16 protein-coding genes are annotated in these 17,001 nt (G+C 60.5%); 5 read left to right on the plus strand and 11 right to left on the minus strand.

All coding sequences use genetic code 11. The features are described 5' to 3' along the window. Position 1 precedes the first annotated feature (1 nt). Positions 2 to 580, plus strand: a complete 579-nt coding sequence (locus tag BKX96_RS11440) for a CsiV family protein (RefSeq protein WP_046819520.1) — start codon at positions 2 to 4, stop codon at positions 578 to 580. A gap of 11 nt (positions 581 to 591) precedes the next feature. Next, positions 592 to 3,285, plus strand: a complete 2,694-nt coding sequence (locus tag BKX96_RS11445) for a DEAD/DEAH box helicase (protein ID WP_077183931.1) — start codon at positions 592 to 594, stop codon at positions 3,283 to 3,285. A 145-nt stretch (positions 3,286 to 3,430) separates the two neighbouring features. Here the strand turns inward: BKX96_RS11445 and BKX96_RS11450 are convergent, their stop codons facing one another. The 3 genes from BKX96_RS11450 to BKX96_RS11460 form a co-directional block, all read right to left on the minus strand. Next, positions 3,431 to 4,168: an S-methyl-5'-thioinosine phosphorylase gene (locus tag BKX96_RS11450; protein ID WP_077183932.1), complete on the minus strand. Its 738-nt coding sequence runs from the start codon at positions 4,166 to 4,168 to the stop codon at positions 3,431 to 3,433. 12 nt (positions 4,169 to 4,180) lie between these two features. Then, on the minus strand, positions 4,181 to 5,191 hold the full coding sequence (nagZ, locus tag BKX96_RS11455) for a beta-N-acetylhexosaminidase (protein WP_046819517.1): 1,011 nt from the start codon (positions 5,189 to 5,191) through the stop codon (positions 4,181 to 4,183). Positions 5,192 to 5,349: 158 nt separating this feature from the next. Beyond that, positions 5,350 to 6,057 carry a TetR/AcrR family transcriptional regulator gene (locus BKX96_RS11460; RefSeq protein WP_008064449.1) on the minus strand — a complete coding sequence of 236 codons (708 nt, stop codon included), beginning with the start codon at positions 6,055 to 6,057 and terminating at the stop codon, positions 5,350 to 5,352. Positions 6,058 to 6,286: 229 nt separating this feature from the next. Here BKX96_RS11460 and lexA point away from each other — a divergent pair, with 229 nt between their 5' ends. Both lexA and sulA read left to right on the plus strand, forming a co-directional pair. After that, positions 6,287 to 6,895: a transcriptional repressor LexA gene (gene lexA, locus BKX96_RS11465; protein WP_046819516.1), complete on the plus strand. Its 609-nt coding sequence runs from the start codon at positions 6,287 to 6,289 to the stop codon at positions 6,893 to 6,895. 10 nt (positions 6,896 to 6,905) lie between these two features. Beyond that, on the plus strand, positions 6,906 to 7,382 hold the full coding sequence (gene sulA, locus BKX96_RS11470; protein ID WP_077183933.1) for an SOS-induced cell division inhibitor SulA: 477 nt from the start codon (positions 6,906 to 6,908) through the stop codon (positions 7,380 to 7,382). 82 nt (positions 7,383 to 7,464) lie between these two features. Here sulA and BKX96_RS11475 read toward each other — a convergent pair whose 3' ends face one another. From BKX96_RS11475 to BKX96_RS11505, 8 genes are all read right to left on the minus strand, one after another. After that, the gene (locus BKX96_RS11475; RefSeq protein ID WP_046819570.1) at positions 7,465 to 7,698 is read right to left on the minus strand and encodes a hypothetical protein; all 234 of its coding nucleotides are present in this window, start codon (positions 7,696 to 7,698) and stop codon (positions 7,465 to 7,467) included. A gap of 143 nt (positions 7,699 to 7,841) precedes the next feature. Next, positions 7,842 to 8,366 (minus strand): DUF6586 family protein, encoded by a 525-nt coding sequence (locus BKX96_RS11480; protein ID WP_046819514.1) that lies wholly within the window; start codon positions 8,364 to 8,366, stop codon positions 7,842 to 7,844. Between the two features lie 541 nt (positions 8,367 to 8,907). Further along, positions 8,908 to 11,535, minus strand: coding sequence for a type I DNA topoisomerase (topA, locus tag BKX96_RS11485; RefSeq protein WP_046819513.1), 2,628 nt, complete (start codon positions 11,533 to 11,535; stop codon positions 8,908 to 8,910). Between the two features lie 114 nt (positions 11,536 to 11,649). Continuing rightward, on the minus strand, positions 11,650 to 11,886 hold the full coding sequence (locus BKX96_RS11490) for a DUF1653 domain-containing protein (protein WP_046819512.1): 237 nt from the start codon (positions 11,884 to 11,886) through the stop codon (positions 11,650 to 11,652). A 97-nt stretch (positions 11,887 to 11,983) separates the two neighbouring features. After that, complete coding sequence (fadA, locus tag BKX96_RS11495; protein WP_046819511.1) at positions 11,984 to 13,159, minus strand: acetyl-CoA C-acyltransferase FadA; 1,176 nt, start codon at positions 13,157 to 13,159, stop codon at positions 11,984 to 11,986. A gap of 29 nt (positions 13,160 to 13,188) precedes the next feature. Then, positions 13,189 to 15,336: a fatty acid oxidation complex subunit alpha FadB gene (fadB, locus tag BKX96_RS11500; protein WP_077183934.1), complete on the minus strand. Its 2,148-nt coding sequence runs from the start codon at positions 15,334 to 15,336 to the stop codon at positions 13,189 to 13,191. Between the two features lie 353 nt (positions 15,337 to 15,689). Next, on the minus strand, positions 15,690 to 15,899 hold the full coding sequence (locus BKX96_RS32850) for a hypothetical protein (protein WP_179092144.1): 210 nt from the start codon (positions 15,897 to 15,899) through the stop codon (positions 15,690 to 15,692). A 60-nt stretch (positions 15,900 to 15,959) separates the two neighbouring features. Next, positions 15,960 to 16,397, minus strand: coding sequence for a hypothetical protein (locus tag BKX96_RS11505; protein ID WP_046819509.1), 438 nt, complete (start codon positions 16,395 to 16,397; stop codon positions 15,960 to 15,962). 104 nt (positions 16,398 to 16,501) lie between these two features. Here BKX96_RS11505 and BKX96_RS11510 point away from each other — a divergent pair, with 104 nt between their 5' ends. Continuing rightward, the gene (locus BKX96_RS11510) at positions 16,502 to 16,942 is read left to right on the plus strand and encodes a universal stress protein (protein ID WP_046819508.1); all 441 of its coding nucleotides are present in this window, start codon (positions 16,502 to 16,504) and stop codon (positions 16,940 to 16,942) included. Positions 16,943 to 17,001: the final 59 nt, after the last annotated feature.

Genomic DNA, 17,001 nt, shown 5'->3' on the forward strand with positions numbered 1-17,001 from the left:
CATGCGCCTGTTTCGCTCACTGACCTTGTTGACAATGTTAATAACAGCACTGGTCGCCCCGTCGGTCTTTGCCGATGACCTGTATCAAATTGAAATGATTCTGGTGCGACAGAATGCCGTGCCGGCGATTGTCAGCCGTGCCGCGCCCGAAGACTGGGCCGCCGGCGCGCAAGCCGTCAGCCCTGACAGCCTGCGCACGCCGAGCCTCAATGGCGAAGTGGAAAAACTGACCGCCAGCAATGAATACACCGTGCTGCTGCACAAGGCCTGGCAACAGACCCTCGGCGAAACACCGGTCAAGGTCGCGGTCAGCGACGGCAAGGAGCAGTTCGGTCAGTACCCGATTGAAGGCACCCTGAACATGACGCTTGGGCGCTTCACTGACGTAGACGCCGATTTCTGGGTCAACCAGTTCAACGACGACGGCCTGGTCACCGCCAGCGAACGCCTGAAACAGGAAAGCCACACCAAGAACGGCCAGCTCAACTTCCTCGACAACGGCCACCTGGGCCTGCTGATCAAGATCACGTCATTGACGGCGCCCGCTCCCCGGGAAGCCCCTGAAGTCGTTCCGGACTGATTGAAGCCCCCATGTCCGCGACCCTGAGCAAACCCCTGGCACCTTCCTGGGTCAGCCGATTCAAGGAACAGAGCCTGGAACGCGGTCGCCGCTACGCACTGGAAAATCGCGTCAGGATCGTCGAAGTCGGCGACTCGACCATCCTCGCGGCCTGCGAAGGCTCTGGCGGCAACGTCTACCGTCAGACCATTCGCCTGCGCGAGTCGGCCAAAGGCACCTTGCTGATGGTTGACGCCACCTGCTCCTGCCCGGTGCACAGCAACTGCAAACATTGCGCGGCGGTGCTCCTGCAAGTGCAGGAAACCCTCGACTACCCCGCCGCCGCCAAGGACGCCGAACTCCTGGAAAAACTCCAGGCGGTACTGGAAAACCGCAGCCCCAAGGCGCCACCGCAAGTGCTGGTGGACAATGTGCAACCGGTACCGCGCCTGTGGCTGGCGAGCATCGAGTTCAGCGCCTTCGAACCGCGCAACGGGCGGATGCAGCGTTACATCCAGCATCGCGCGGCGCTGTCTTTCAGTTATCTGGACGAGTACGTTTCAGGCCAGAAGAATTCCGACATCCTGATTCGCCAGGAAACCCAGACCCTGCGGATAAAACGCCACCCGGACGTGGAACAGTCCTACCGCGAACAGCTGCGAATCCTCGGCTTCAAAATCGCCACCCGGCAAAGCAAGGCCCTGCCGGAAAGCGCCGGGGAACTGTATGAGATGGTCAATGACAGCGCCTGGTTGACCTTCACCCTCAATGAACTGCCGAAGTTGCGCACCCAGGGCTGGGAGCTGCAGATCAACGAGGACTTCGGCTTCGACCTGACCGCCGTTGACGACTGGTACGCCACGGTCGAACAGGCGCCGGAACGGGACTGGTTCGACCTGGAACTGGGGATCATCGTCAATGGCGAGCGGCTGAGCCTGTTGCCGATCCTGTTGAACCTGATGCGCTCCCACACCGAACTGCTCAACCCGGAGCGCCTGGCCCGGCGGCGCGACGACGAGCTGATCCTGGTCAACATTCCCAACCGGCCCAACGCCGAGCACGGCCCCTTGCAAGTCGCCCTGCCCTTCGGCCGCCTGAAACCGGTACTGGCGACCCTCGGCGAGTTTTACCTGCAAGAGCCTGGTGAAACCACACTGCGCCTGAGCAAGGCCGACGCCACGCGCCTCAATGCGCTGGAAGACCTGCCATTGCTCTGGGAAGGTGGCGAGCAGATCCGCACCTTTGCCCAGCGCCTGCGTGACATCAAGGACTACGCCGCCACGGCACCGGACGGCTTGAACGCAACCCTGCGCCCGTATCAACTCGAAGGCCTGAGCTGGATGCAGTCGTTGCGGCAACTGGAGGTCGGCGGGATTCTCGCGGACGACATGGGCTTGGGCAAAACCCTGCAGACCCTGGCGCATATGCTCAGCGAGAAGAACGCCGGGCGCCTCGATCGCCCCTGCATGGTGGTGATGCCCACCAGCCTGATTCCCAACTGGCTCGACGAAGCCGCGCACTTCACCCCGCAACTCAAGGTGCTGGCGTTGTACGGCGCCAGCCGCAAAAAGCATTTCGACAACCTGGCCGACTACGACCTGATCCTGACCACCTACGCGTTGCTGCCCAAGGACGTCGAGCGCCTGGCGGCGCAGCCGCTGCACGTTCTGGTGCTGGATGAAGCGCAGTACATCAAGAACCCCAACAGCAAGGCCGCCCAGGCTGCCCGCGAGCTGAACGCCCGCCAGCGCTTGTGCCTGAGCGGTACGCCTTTGGAAAACCACCTGGGTGAACTCTGGTCGTTGTTTCATTTCCTCCTGCCTGGCTGGCTCGGCGACGTGAAAAGCTTCAACCGCGATTACCGCGTCCCGATTGAAAAGCGCACCAGCGAAGTACGACTGCAGCACCTCAACGGTCGGATAAAACCGTTCCTGCTGCGCCGGACCAAGGAACAGGTAGCCACCGAGCTGCCACCGAAAACCGAGATCATCCATTGGGTCGAACTCAACGAAGCCCAGCGCGACCTGTATGAAACCATGCGCCTGGCCATGGACAAGAAAGTCCGCGACGAAATCACCCGCAAAGGCGTGGCCCGCAGCCAGATCATCATCCTCGAGGCACTGCTCAAGCTGCGCCAGGTGTGTTGCGATCTGCGCCTGGTCAACGACGCGACCCTTCCGGCACGGGGCAGCACCTCGGGCAAGCTCGACAGCCTGATGGAAATGCTCGAAGAACTGTTCGAGGAAGGCCGGCGCATCCTGCTGTTCTCGCAGTTCACCTCAATGCTGTCGCTGATCGAAGACGAGCTGAAAAAACGCGGCGTGGCCTACGCGCTGCTGACAGGACAGACCCGCGACCGTCGCACGCCCGTGAAGGAGTTCCAGAGCGGCAAGCGTCAGATCTTTCTCATCAGCCTGAAAGCCGGCGGCGTTGGCCTGAACCTGACCGAAGCGGACACCGTGATTCACTACGACCCCTGGTGGAACCCGGCCACGGAAAACCAGGCCACCGACCGCGCCTATCGTATCGGCCAGGAGAAGCCGGTGTTCGTCTACAAGCTGATTGCGCGCGGCACGGTGGAGGAGAAAATCCAGCACCTGCAGAAGGAAAAATCGGACCTGGCGGCGGGCGTGCTGGATGGGCGCCAGGCGGGGGACTGGAAGCTGCAGAGCGATGATATTGAAGCGTTGTTTGCGCCGTTGCCAGACAAACTGGAGAAGCGCTGAGACTTGCGGCGACTGACAGATAGCCTTCGCGAGCAAGCCCGCTCCCACCTGGACTTTGTGTTGCCCCAACCATTGAGGATTCACAAAAATCGAAACGTGGGAGCGGGCTTGCTCGCGAAGGGAGCGACTCGGACCCACGCCTGGCTCAGCCTTTGAGCACCCGCGCCAACGTCGACCTCACCCTGCCCATCCCCTCACTTAACGCCTGTTCGATCCCCGCCATGCTGATCACCGATGCCGACTTGCCCGCCGCCGGATTCACCACCAGCGCCAGGCAGGCGTAATCCAGTTCCAGCTCGCGGGCCAGGGCTGCTTCCGGCATCCCGGTCATGCCGACGATGTCGCAGCCATCGCGCTCCAGGCGCAGGATCTCGGCAGCGGTTTCCAGCCGCGGTCCCTGCATGCAGGCATACACGCCCTGATCACTGAAACCAACACCTTCGGCCGCCAGCGCTGCGATCAAGCGCTGACGCAGCGATTCACTGTAGGGGTAGCTGAAGTCGATATGGGTGACCGGCTCCAGGTCGTCGGCAAAGCAGGTTTGCTCGCGCCCGCTGGTGTAGTCGATCAATTGATGCGGCACGCAAAAATGCCCGGTGCCCATCGCCGCGTTAATGCCGCCCACCGCGTTGACCGCAAGAATCGCCTCGGCACCGGCGTGCTTCAGCGCCCAGAGATTGGCGCGGTAATTCACCCGGTGCGGGGCAAAGCGGTGCGGCTGGCCATGCCGGGCGAGAAACAGCACTTCGTGGCCGGCGTACTCGCCGATCTGCACCTCGGCAGACGGCGCGCCGTAGGGAGTGTCCAGCGCCAATGACTGACGAATGTCCAGGCCTTCCAGCCGGGTCAGGCCGGTACCGCCGATAATCGCGTAGACCGTCATGGCGCCCCTCCGTTAATCGATAAGCTGAGCATCCCTGAGCGCGCCCACGGCAGCCAGCCAGCGCGGATCCTGACGATATTCGGTGCTCGCGTACGCCTGGCCACGCATCCGCGCAATGCGCGCCGACGGCTTGACCTTCAGTCGCTGAGCGGCGCTCAGGGCCAGTTCGGCGGCCGCACGGTCGTTGCACACCAGGCCCATGTCGCAGCCGGCGGTCAATGCTGCTTCGATACGGCTGGCGGCATCGCCCACCACATGGGCACCGGCCATGGACAGGTCGTCGCTGAAAATCACCCCGTCGAATTGCAGCTCGCCACGCAGGATGTCCTGCAGCCAAATCCGGGAGAAACCCGCGGGCTGCGCGTCGACCTGTGGATAAATAACGTGGGCAGGCATGACCGCAGCCAGTTGCTTGCTCAATTTAGCGAAAGGCACCAGGTCATGGGCGCGGATCTGCTCGAGGCTGCGCTCGTCATTGGGGATCGCGACATGGGAATCCGCCTCGGCCCAGCCATGGCCGGGAAAGTGCTTGCCGGTGGCGGCCATGCCCGCGGCGTTCATGCCGCGAATGAACGCACCGGCCAGCAGCGCGGCACGCTGCGGATCAGCTTCGAACGAACGGGTTCCGACCACCGCGCTGCGCTGGTGATCGAGATCCAGCACCGGGGCGAAGCTCAGGTCCAGGCCAACAGCCAGCACTTCGGTGGCCATGATCCAGCCGCACTGCTCGGCCAGGTATTCAGCGTTAGGGTTGTCGGCAATGGCGCGCATCGCCGGCAGTCGCACGAACCCCTGGCGCAGGCGCTGGACCCGCCCGCCCTCCTGGTCCACCGCCAGCAGCAGGTCGGGACGAACGGCGCGGATCGCCGCGCTCAACTCACGAACCTGGCGTGGATGTTCGATGTTGCGGGCGAAAATGATCAGGCCGCCCACTTCGGGCTGGCGCAACAATTGGCGATCTTCAGCCGTCAGCCAGGTACCGGCGACGTCCACCATCAACGAGCCTTGCAGGCCAGCAGTCATAGCAATTCCTTGATAACGATATACCCGGCTCGCAGCGATGCACCGCCCTGGGCTGTACCCGGGAGGACGACGATCAGTAACGGGAGCGGGTTGACAACGAGAGTCGGCATGGGCGGCTAGCTTATCGGATGTAAGCCGCCGCGCCCACCCATCAGCGGCTAAACCTTGGCGGCAACCGGTGTCGATTTGCTACGAGGACGCAACTGCGCGGTGGCCATGGCCGAGTCGGTGACCCCGGATTCGGCGCGCATGCCGGCCGCCAGGAACGGCACCATCAGGCGCATGACCTGCTCGATGGAAGTGTTGACCCCGAAGTCGGTTTCGGCGATGGCGCGCAACGCCTTGATACCGGACATGCTGAACGCAGCCGCACCCAGCATGAAGTGCACGCGCCAGAACAGTTCGATTGGAGGGATGCGCGGCGCAGCCTCGTTGACCAGCATCATGTAGCGGCGGAACACCTTGCCGTACATGTCTTCCAGATAACGACGCAAATGTCCCTGGCTCTGGCTGAAGGCCAGCCCGAGCAAACGCATGAAGATCGACAGGTCGTTGCCGCTGCGCGGTTGCACCACCAAGGCTTGCTCGACGAGGATTTCCAGCAGCTCCTCGAGGGAAGGCTTGTTTTCAGGCCTGGCCTGGCGCCGCTCCAGCTCTTTGTCGAGGCTGATGCAGAACGGCCCCAGGAAGCGCGAGAAGACCGCCTGGATCAGCGCCTTCTTCGAACCGAAGTGATAGTTCACCGCCGCGAGATTGACACCCGCCTTGCTGGTGATCAAACGCAATGAGGTTTCAGCGAAACCTTTTTCCGCGAACAACTGCTCGGCAGCATCGAGAATGCGTTCAACGGTTTCCGACTGGGCCATGGCTACTCCGCCTGACAAACACTTGTTTGAAACATACGTTTCAACCCTTGTGTTGTCAAGTCTGGCAGTTCGTTTTGCGAATGGTCGGTCAGACATTTAACCACACAACCGCAAAGCTTCCACCAGCAGGTTGAGCGACCGTCTGGCGGCAGACAAAAAAAGGGGCATTGCCAAGACCGTTCCACTGTATATAATCCCAGTCACTGTATAAAAAGACAGAGCGATCAATATGCTAAAGCTGACGCCACGCCAAGCCGAGATTCTGGCCTTCATCAAACGCTGCCTGGAAGACAACGGCTACCCGCCGACCCGCGCGGAAATCGCTCAGGAACTGGGTTTCAAATCGCCCAACGCGGCAGAAGAACACCTCAAGGCGCTGGCCCGCAAGGGCGCGATCGAAATGACCCCAGGCGCTTCGCGCGGCATTCGCATTCCGGGCTTCGAGGCCAAGGCCGACGACTCCACCCTGCCGATCATTGGCCGGGTCGCGGCCGGCGCGCCGATCCTCGCCCAGCAACACGTTGAAGAGTCCTGCAACATCAATCCTGCATTCTTCCACCCGCGCGCTGACTATCTGCTGCGGGTGCACGGCATGAGCATGAAGGATGTGGGCATCTTCGACGGCGACCTGCTGGCCGTCCACACCACCCGCGAAGCCCGCAATGGCCAGATCGTGGTGGCGCGGATCGGCGACGAAGTGACCGTCAAGCGCTTCAAGCGCGACGGCAGCAAAGTCTGGCTGCTGGCCGAGAACCCAGAGTTTGCCCCTATCGAAGTGAACCTTAAAGATCAGGAACTGGTGATCGAAGGCTTGAGCGTCGGCGTCATTCGCCGCTAAAGGAGGCTTTATGCAGTTCCCACAAACACCACAGCAAGCCCAACTGCCGCTTCAGTTCGAAGCGTTCATGGCACAGCCATTGGCGCCGATCCTGAAGGAAGTGGTCGAGTCACCCTGGAGCGCCGAACCCGAGGTCTTCAGTGAACTGTCTCTGCGTGGTGCAGCCGGGAACTGCCTGAACCTTCTGGCGCCGATCCTGCGGGAACTCAGCCAGGACCAGGATGCACGTTGGCTGACCCTGATCGCCCCACCCGCCAGCCTGACCCAGACCTGGTTGCGGGACGCCGGCCTCAATCGCGAACGCATCCTGCTGCTGCAACCACGCGGAGCCCAGAGCGCCCAGCAACTGACCTGCGAAGCCCTTCGCCTCGGCCGAAGCCACACGGTGGTCAGCTGGCTCAATCCGTTGAGTACATCTGCGCGGCAACAGTTGATCAGCGCCGCCCGGACCGGGGATGCTCAAAGCCTGAATATTCGACTGGGTTAACGGCGCACGCTGAACGTGCCGGGCTTCCGCCAGGACGGAGAAGCCAATGGAAGGCAGTGCCGGTAAAAACCGACGGGCGGGGTCAATGAAGAACCCGCGGCCCTTCGTCCTTTTCAAAATCGCCCTCAACCAGGCGACCTGCCATTTGCACGCCAACGCTCAACATCGCCTTGGCGACTTCCACGTGCTGGCCTTGCAGGAAGGCTTTGGCATCCTCGGAGAAATCCAAAGTAACCAGAGAACCCTCGTCCTCAGCCCTGCGCAGCTCGATTCGGCCGTCTGGTAACTCGACAATTTCTAGAAAGGACGTTGGCATAAAGGTCTGTTCTCCACGAAAGGCGGGCATTATATAGGCATCGACGAGGGTTCGCTCGGGATCTTGACCAGATGCCATCGCGAAAAACAGCTCAGCAGTCGAGCAAACAACCCCAAGGGTCGTTCGCTGCGCTGTTTACTCCCTCAGCATTCGTTCAAGCCTTCTCGAAACCGGATGGCCAGGCTTTTCAGGTTTTGCCGCCAGCTCTCCAGCTCCTCGCGACCCAGCTCTTGAGGCGCCTCTTCTTCATCGAGGTTTACCGCCAGGATCAGCGGCTGCGTCACATCACCCTTTGGCTTGCGCGGCGCTCGTGGCGGCTGGAACAACGCGGCATGGGCCGCCAGAAGCTTGGCCAGCCAGGTTTCCGGGTTGTTCGCCAGCTCGACCATCTCGGCCATTTCCGGAATAGCGATGCTGTCCAGCACTTCGCGAGTCAGCAGCGACTCAGCCCGGGAGGCGTTGGCCTGAGGCAAGCGATAGAAGCCGGCGATCTCGTGACACAGTCCCAGCAAGGCACCGTACAGGTGAAACAGGGCCGATTCTCGCCCCGCCTGAATCAGCGCCAGGGAATTCATCGCCCGCCCCTCTTCGGCCTTGGCGAGAGCTTCCAGCGACAGGCCGGCGAAATAAATCTTCTGGTTGGTACGGGTATAGAGTTCGTGGGCCATGACGGCAGCCTCCACAACGAAATAATTGCTTCACGCAGGTCAGACAGTGTCGTGGATCAACTCCCTCTCCCGCAAGCGTTGTCTAATCCTGAAGCAGATACCGGCTCATCATCGCCTCGTAGGAGCCAGCGATGGCGGCCTGACAGCCGACCTGCTATTTGTTGACCGCGGATATATCCATTCCTGCGGCAACGGCCACTTAGGGTTCCGCTCTTACAGCGGGTCACTTTGAAGAGCGCAAAGTAACCAAACGCTCTTGCCCCTGGCGTTCGGTGCCTCGCTCCGGTCCTGCTCCGTGGGGGCAAGAAAATCAAGATCAAAAGCCAAGCAAAGCAAAAGCGAGGCGGCCTACCGGCCGGCCTGATCGGGAGCCGACCGCATTTCCCCTGTAGGAGCTGGCTTGCCAGCGAAGAGGCCCGAAAGAGCAGCGCAATACTCAAGGCCGCGTTTGCCGACAGGCCGGAAACATACACCCTGCGCAAACAAAAAAGCCGCATGAAAACCCGAGGGTTGTCATGCGGCTTTTTCAGTGTGGCGGTTGTTACGCCTTCGCGGCCGGTCGCTTGTCCTCGACCTTCCACTTGCCACCGTCGTAGAACGCTTTCCAGCCAGTCGGCTTACCGTCGACCTCGGTCTGCACGTACTGCTCCTTGGTCTTGCGGCTGTAACGGATCACGGCAGGCAGGCCATCCGGATCTTTCTTTGGCGCTTCGCAAAGGAAGTGGTACTTCGGATCGATCTCATCCTTGTGCGGCACGATCTCGATCACCAGCGGTGCACGGGTCTCGCGGTTTTTCGGGAACTGGCTGGCGGCCAGGAACAGGCCCGAGGCACCGTCGCGCAGGATGTAGGTGTCGTTGACCTTTTCGCATTTCAGCTCAGGCATCTTCACCGGGTCCATCTTCGGCGGCGCCGCATCACCGCTTTTCAGCAGTTTGCGGGTGTTCTTGCAGGTCGGGTTGGTGCAACCGAAGAACTTGCCGAAACGGCCGGTCTTGAGCTGCATCTCGCTGCCGCACTTGTCGCATTCCAGGCTCGGACCTTCATAGCCCTTGATGCGATAGGTGCCCTCTTCGATTTCGTAGCCGTCGCAATCCGGGTTGTTACCGCAGATGTGCAGCTTGCGCTTCTCGTCCAGCAGGTAGGCGTCCATCGCCGTGCTGCAGATCGGGCAGCGATGCTTGCCGCGCAGCACCAGGGATTCCGATTCACCCTCGTCGTCCGCGGCGATTTCATCGCCCGGCACCAGGTTGACGGTCGCCTTGCAGCGTTCTTTCGGCGGCAGGCTGTAGCCGGAGCAACCAAGGAACACACCGGTCGATGCGGTACGGATCTGCATCGGACGCCCGCACGTGGTGCACGGAATGTCGGTCATCACCGGCTGGTTGGCACGCATCCCGCTATCCGGGCTTTCGGCCACTTCGAGCTTCTTCTTGAAGTCGCCGTAGAACTCGTCGAGCACGTTTTTCCAGTCGCGTTCGCCCTGGGCCACGTCATCGAGGTTCTCTTCCATGCCGGCGGTGAAGCCGTAGTCCATCAGGTTGGAGAAGCTCTCGGACAGCCGCTCGGTGACGATGTCGCCCATCTTTTCCGAATAGAAACGGCGGTTGTGCAGCGCCACGTAGCCGCGATCCTGAATGGTCGAAATGATTGCCGCATAAGTCGAAGGACGACCGATGCCGCGCTTTTCCATTTCTTTTACCAGGCTGGCTTCCGAGTAACGCGCTGGCGGCTTGGTGAAGTGCTGGGTCGGATCAAGCTTGATCAGCTTCATCACGTCGCCCTGGGCCATGTCCGGCAGCACGTCGTCATCGCCAGGCTTGGCGATTTGCGGCATGACCCGGGTGTAACCGTCGAACTTGAGGATACGGCCCTTGGCACGCAGCTCGAAGTCGCCGGCACCGACGGTGACCGTGGTCGACAGGTATTGCGCCGGTAGCATCTGGCAGGCGAGGAACTGGCGCCAGATCAGCTCGTAGAGGCGCTCAGCGTCGCGCTCCATGCCCGACAGCTTGCTTGGCTCGGTGTTGGCGTCAGAAGGACGAATCGCTTCGTGAGCCTCTTGTGCGCCTTCCTTGCTGCTGTAGACATTCGGGGTTTCCGGCAGGTACTTCTTGCCGAACTCGCTTTCAATATAAGTACGCGCCATCGTCACGGCATCGACCGAGAGGTTGGTCGAGTCGGTACGCATGTAAGTGATGTAGCCGGCTTCGTACAGACGCTGGGCCATCATCATGGTCTTCTTCACGCCGAAGCCCAGGCGGTTGCTCGCGGCCTGCTGCAGGGTAGACGTGATGAAAGGTGCCGACGGCTTGCTGCTGGTCGGCTTGTCTTCGCGCTTGACGATGCTGTAGCTGGAAGCCTTGAGCTTCTCCAGCGCGGCCATGGCCTGGGCTTCGTTGAGCGGCTTGAAGGCTTCGCCCTTCTCACGAGCGACGTCGAAACGCACGGTCGCGCCCTTGGCGGTGCCGAGGTCGGCATGGACTTCCCAGTACTCTTCCGGGATGAACGCGCGGATTTCCCGCTCACGCTCCACCACCAGCTTCACGGCAACCGACTGCACCCGACCGGCGGACAGGCCACGGGCGATCTTGGCCCACAGCAGCGGCGAGACCATGTAGCCCACCACGCGGTCGAGGAAGCGACGCGCCTGTTGGGCGTTGACACGATCGATGTCCAGCTCGCCTGGCTGGGAGAAGGCTTCCTGGATCGCCTTCTTGGTGATTTCGTTGAACACCACGCGCTTGTAGCGGCTGTCGTCACCCCCGATGGCTTCGCGCAGGTGCCAGGCAATGGCTTCCCCCTCGCGATCCAAGTCGGTTGCGAGATAGATGGTGTCAGCATCCTTGGCGAGCCGGCGCAGCTCTTCGATGACCTTTTCCTTGCCCGGGAGGATCTCGTACTTGGCTTTCCAGCCATGATCGGGATCGACGCCCATGCGAGCGACCAGCTGCTTGCGCGCCTTTTCTTTCGGCGACAAGGCCGGCGCTTCACCCGCAGCAGCCTTGCCGCGCTTGGCGGCTGGCTCTTTGCTGGCGCTAGCCGAACCGCTGGTGGGCAGGTCTCGGATATGGCCGATACTCGACTTCACCACGTATTCGTTGCCCAAATACTTGTTGATGGTCTTGGCCTTAGCCGGGGATTCCACAATGACCAGCGATTTGCCCATGGATCAGAAAATTCCTGAATTCTAGAAGTGAAAGGCGGTTGGCGCCTGACGCGGCACCGCTATATATAGTGGCTACAAGGTGAGGTCAAGCGCAGGGTTGTGCGCGCCCTCCCCTTACGGCTTCGGAAAAACGCTCGGTTCAGCTTGCACCAAAGCAAAGCGTGGCACCTGTTCGCCGTCAACCTCGACGGACTCCAGGAACATGCTCAAGGGGCGCACCCAAAAGCCGTAATCGCCATACAGGGCTTGGTAGAAGACCACTTCTTCCTCGGTTTCCGAATGCCGCGCAACACTGAACACACGGTACTGCGGACCTTTGTAATGTTGATAGAGCCCAGGTTGTATCGGCATGCTTCGGCCCTCACTCAAGTCCGTTCAAAATAAAAAATAAAAAATCCGCAAAAACAAAAACCGGGGCACTAGGCCCCGGCTTCCGTCAACGCAACGTTTAAACGCGTTCGAAGACGGTGGAGATGCCTTGGCCGAGACCAATGCACATGGTGGCTACCCCAAGGCTGCCGCCATTTTGCTTCATCACATTGAGCAAAGTGCCGGAGATACGCGCACCGGAGCAACCGAACGGGTGACCCAGGGCGATTGCGCCGCCGTGCAGGTTAACCTTCTCATTCATCTTGTCGAGCACTTTCAGATCTTTCAGCACTGGCAGGGCCTGTGCGGCGAAAGCTTCGTTGAGCTCGAAGAAGTCGATGTCGGAGATGCCAAGACCCGCACGCTTCAGTGCTTTCTGTGTGGCCGGTACTGGACCATAGCCCATGATCGCCGGATCCACACCTGCCACTGCCATCGAGCGAATCACCGCCATAGGCTGGATGCCCAGGTCCTGTGCGCGCTGCGCCGACATCACGATCATGCACGAGGCACCATCGGTGATCTGCGACGAAGTACCCGCTGTCACGGTGCCGCCCTTCGGATTGAAAGCAGGCTTCAATGCCGCCAGGCTTTCCAGGGTGGTTTCCGGACGAATGGTTTCGTCGAAGTCGAAGGTTTTCAGGAAACCGTTCTCGTCGTAGCCCTGCATCGGGATGATTTCGTCCTTGAACTTGCCTTCCACGGTCGCCTTGTGGGCGAGTTGGTGGGAGCGCACGCCAAAGGCGTCCTGCTGCTCGCGAGTGATGCCGTGCATCTTGCCCAGCATTTCCGCGGTCAGGCCCATCATGCCCGAAGCCTTTGCCGCGTACAGCGACATGTGCGGGTTCGGATCGACACCGTGCATCATGCTCACGTGACCCATATGCTCGACGCCGCCAACCACGAAAACGTCACCGTTGCCGGTCATGATCGCTTGCGCGGCGGTGTGCAGGGCACTCATCGACGAGCCGCACAGGCGGCTGACGGTCTGGCCGGCCGAGGTGTGCGGGATCTGGGTCATCAGCGACGCCATGCGCGCGATGTTCCAGCCCTGCTCCAGGGTCTGGTTCACACAGCCCCAGATCACGTCCTCGACTTCGCTCGGGTCGACCTTGACGTTGCGTTCCAGCAATTTGCTGATCAGGTGCGCCGACATGTCTTCGGCGCGGGTGTTGCGGTGCATGCCGCCCTTGGAGCGGCCCATCGGAGTACGACCGAAGTCGACAATCACGACGTCTCTAGGATTCAAGCTCATAAGTTCACTCTCACTCTAGTTGGGGGCGCTTAACCGAAGAAGCTCTGGCCGTTCTTGGCCATTTCGCGCAGCTTCGCGGTCGGGTGGTACAGCGCGCCCAAATCAGCGTACTGGTCAGCCAGGGCAACGAACTGGGCAACACCGATCGAGTCGATGTAACGCAGCGCACCGCCACGGAATGGAGGGAAACCAATACCGTAGACCAGACCCATGTCGGCTTCGGCGGCGGTTTCGACGATGCCGTCTTCCAGGCAACGCACGGTTTCCAGGCACAGCGGGATCATCATCCAGTTGATGATGTCTTCGTCGGTGACTTCGCGCTGTTCAAAGACGATTGGCTTGAGCACTTCCAGCACCGACGGATCGGCGACTTTCTTCTGCTTGCCGCGCTTGTCGGTCTCGTAGGCGTAGAAGCCCTTGCCGTTCTTCTGGCCCAGGCGCTTGGCTTCGTAGAGCACGTCAACGGCCGAACGACGGTCATCCTTCATGCGGTCCGGGAAGCCTTCAGCCATCACGTCGCGACCGTGGTGGCCGGTGTCGATGCCGACCACGTCCATCAGGTACGCCGGGCCCATGGGCCAGCCGAATTTCTCCATGACCTTGTCGATACGGACGAAGTCCACACCGGCGCTGACCAGCTTGGCGAAACCGCCGAAGTACGGGAACAGCACGCGGTTGACCAGGAAGCCCGGGCAGTCGTTGACCACGATCGGGTTCTTGCCCATTTTCTTGGCGTAGGCAACGGTGGTGGCAACCGCCAGCTCGCTGGACTTCTCGCCACGAATCACTTCCACCAAGGGCATCATGTGCACCGGATTGAAGAAGTGCATGCCGACGAAGTTTTCCGGACGCTTGAGGGCCTTGGCCAGCAAGGTGATGGAAATGGTCGAGGTGTTGGACGCCAGGATGGTGTCCTCCTTGACCTTGTCTTCGACTTCGGCCAGAACAGCTTGCTTGACCTTGGGGTTCTCGACGACGGCTTCAACCACCAGGTCCACGTGACCGAAGTCACCGTAGGACAGGGTCGGACGAATGCCGTTGAGCACTTCAGCCATTTTCGCGGCGGTCATGCGCCCCTTGTCAACGCGGCCTACCAGCAGCTTGGCGGCTTCGGCCAGACCCTGCTCGATACCGTGCTCGTTGATGTCCTTCATCAGGATCGGCGTGCCTTTGGAGGCCGACTGATAGGCGATACCGCCACCCATGATACCGGCGCCGAGTACGGCGGCCTGCTTCACGTCCCTGGCGATTTCGTCGTAGGCCTTGGCCTTTTTCTTCAGTTCCTGATCGTTCAGGAACAGGCCGATCAGGCACTGGGCTGCCGAAGTCTTGGCCAGCTTGACGAAACCGGCGGCTTCGACTTCCAGGGCCTTGTCACGACCGAAGTTCGCGGCTTTCTGGATGGTCTTGATCGCTTCGACCGGGGCCGGGTAGTTCGGGCCAGCCTGGCCGGCCACGAAACCCTTGGCGGTTTCGAAAGCCATCATTTGCTCGATAGCGTTCAGCTTGAGTTTTTCAAGCTTCGGCTGGCGCTTGGCCTTGTAATCGAACTCGCCGGAAATGGCGCGCTTGATCAGTTCAAGGGCGGCATCCTGCAGTTTTTCAGGAGCAACCACGGCATCGACGGCGCTCACTTTCAGCGCGTCTTCGGCACGGTTTTCCTTGCCGGAAGCGATCCACTCGATGGCGTTGTCGGTACCGATCAGGCGCGGCAGACGCACGGTACCGCCGAAGCCCGGGTAGATGCCCAGCTTGACTTCCGGCAGACCGATCTTGGCCTTGGTCGACATGACGCGGTAGTCCGCCGCCAGGCACATTTCCAGACCGCCACCCAATGCGATGCCATTGATTGCGACGACAGTCGGGACATTGAGGTCTTCGAAATCGCTGAAAATCTTGTTGGCTTCGAGGTTGCCAGCCACAAGCTCTGCATCCGGCAGCTTGAAGTTGTCGACGAATTCGGTGATGTCGGCACCGACGATGAACACGTCCTTGCCACTGCTGACGATCACACCCTTGATCGAAGCATCTGCCTTGATGGCGTCCACGGCCTGACGCAGTTCGTTCAGGGTTAGACGGTTGAACTTGTTGACGGACTCACCCTTGAGGTCGAACTTCAGTTCGACGATGCCACTTTCAAGAGCCTTAACCGTGATGGCTTTACCTTCGTAAATCATCAACTGATCTCCACGATATGGAAGCTGAACAGTACACGTCGGACGCAGGTGAATGGTTCGGCAGGGACGTTAAACGTCAATGCTACGCCTCTCAACCCGGCACACCCGCCAACGCGATAGTCGGGATTCTGTAGGAGCTGTTTGTCGGACAAACGCTCAATTCATACGCCCGTTTGATTTGGGTACGTCACCTTCACGGAATTTCCGACAATTGTCAATCGCCCAAAATGCGGGTTGAAATGCGACGTTGCGGTCATATCCGTATTGCCAGTACCTGCTACAGACACAGGTATGCGCAATCATTCATAGGATCAATCATTAGAAAATTCGCCCTAATTCACGGCAGCCGGTGTTTAACCGGCTACGCTGGCGGAACCTGGGGAAAAAAGTGAACGCTTTTGGCGAATGCCCAGCGTAAGATCAGCCCACAGCGAATTACCGGCCTGCCTGGCCAACCCCCGCCCGATGAAGTTGTCGGGCTTTTTATTGCCTGCAAAACAACCTGTAGGAGCTGGCTTGCCAGCGAAAGCCATATCAGCAGCAGCCAGGATGCTGTCTGGCACGCCGCCTCCGCTGGCAAGCCAGCGCCTACAGAGATCGGGCAGGCGAGGAAGCTCGGGGGTTCAGGCGAGGGCTTTGAGGGTGGCGTCGATGTGCTGCAAGACTTCGGCCTCGCCCTTCTCACCCCAATACAGGGTGATCATTTGCTTGTCGGCCTCGACCTTGAAGACGTTGCCCGGCAATTTTTCGAAATGATTGAGCAGCGCGGGATCTTCGCAGGGTTCCTGCCATTGGTTGACCCACAAACCCGGTGATTTTTGCCAGTAACTCCAGCAGGCCGGCTGATTGCCCCGGCGCGGCCGATGGTACTGCGCACAAGGGTTTGGCGGCTCCTGGGCGAGCCAGTGCGGCCACTCCTGAGGCGCCAGTTGCATGGACAGGCCAATGCGTCGCGCCTCCATGCGCAGGGCCATGCGACCGCTCTGATGACGCGAGGGGCGCAGCCATGCCAGCGGGCTGAGCACCACCAACAGGATTGACACCACTATCCAGACCGTCATATCTGTACTCCCGATTCTTGATGAGCACATTGAGCCACTTTAGAACCAATGCGCTTGAAACCAGCCATACTTACCAATATTGCAATCCTCAGGAGGAGCACCTCATGCCCTACACCCACATCCTGGTCGCTGTAGACCTGACCGAAGAGTGCGACCCTGTCATCCACCGTGCTCGCGAGCTGTCGGTGAGCAACGAGGCGAAATTGTCCCTGGTGCATATCGTCGAGCCAATGGCCATGGCCTTTGGTGGTGACGTGCCAATGGACCTGTCACAACTGCAACAACAGCAGTTCGACCAGGCCAAGGAGCGTCTCGATCGCTTGATCCTCAAATACCCTGAGCTTTCCAGGGAATTCAGCCACCTGACCTACGGCCAGCCACGCCAGGAGATTCATCACCTGGCCAAGGAGCAAGGGTGCGACCTGATCGTGGTCGGCAGTCACGGCCGCCATGGCCTGGCCCTGCTGCTGGGCTCCACGGCCAACGACGTGCTGCACGGCGCGCCTTGCGATGTGCTGGCGGTGCGCCTGCAAAACAAATCCTGAAGTTTCAGGTACCCCCTGTGGGAGCGGGCTTGCTCGCGAAAGCGGTGTGACAGACGACC

This window comes from Pseudomonas putida (assembly GCF_001976065.1).
Taxonomy (GTDB): Bacteria; Pseudomonadota; Gammaproteobacteria; order Pseudomonadales; family Pseudomonadaceae; genus Aquipseudomonas; species Aquipseudomonas serbica.

Coding starts and splice junctions, on each gene's coding strand:
- BKX96_RS11440 (WP_046819520.1), top strand. CDS start 2: ATGCGCCTGTTTCGCTCACTGACCTTGTTGACAATGTTAATAACAGCA.
- BKX96_RS11445 (WP_077183931.1), top strand. CDS start 592: ATGTCCGCGACCCTGAGCAAACCCCTGGCACCTTCCTGGGTCAGCCGA.
- BKX96_RS11450 (WP_077183932.1), bottom strand. CDS start 4,168: ATGACGGTCTACGCGATTATCGGCGGTACCGGCCTGACCCGGCTGGAA.
- nagZ (WP_046819517.1), bottom strand. CDS start 5,191: ATGACTGCTGGCCTGCAAGGCTCGTTGATGGTGGACGTCGCCGGTACC.
- BKX96_RS11460 (WP_008064449.1), bottom strand. CDS start 6,057: ATGGCCCAGTCGGAAACCGTTGAACGCATTCTCGATGCTGCCGAGCAG.
- lexA (WP_046819516.1), top strand. CDS start 6,287: ATGCTAAAGCTGACGCCACGCCAAGCCGAGATTCTGGCCTTCATCAAA.
- sulA (WP_077183933.1), top strand. CDS start 6,906: ATGCAGTTCCCACAAACACCACAGCAAGCCCAACTGCCGCTTCAGTTC.
- BKX96_RS11475 (WP_046819570.1), bottom strand. CDS start 7,698: ATGCCAACGTCCTTTCTAGAAATTGTCGAGTTACCAGACGGCCGAATC.
- BKX96_RS11480 (WP_046819514.1), bottom strand. CDS start 8,366: ATGGCCCACGAACTCTATACCCGTACCAACCAGAAGATTTATTTCGCC.
- topA (WP_046819513.1), bottom strand. CDS start 11,535: ATGGGCAAATCGCTGGTCATTGTGGAATCCCCGGCTAAGGCCAAGACC.
- BKX96_RS11490 (WP_046819512.1), bottom strand. CDS start 11,886: ATGCCGATACAACCTGGGCTCTATCAACATTACAAAGGTCCGCAGTAC.
- fadA (WP_046819511.1), bottom strand. CDS start 13,159: ATGAGCTTGAATCCTAGAGACGTCGTGATTGTCGACTTCGGTCGTACT.
- fadB (WP_077183934.1), bottom strand. CDS start 15,336: ATGATTTACGAAGGTAAAGCCATCACGGTTAAGGCTCTTGAAAGTGGC.
- BKX96_RS11505 (WP_046819509.1), bottom strand. CDS start 16,397: ATGACGGTCTGGATAGTGGTGTCAATCCTGTTGGTGGTGCTCAGCCCG.
- BKX96_RS11510 (WP_046819508.1), top strand. CDS start 16,502: ATGCCCTACACCCACATCCTGGTCGCTGTAGACCTGACCGAAGAGTGC.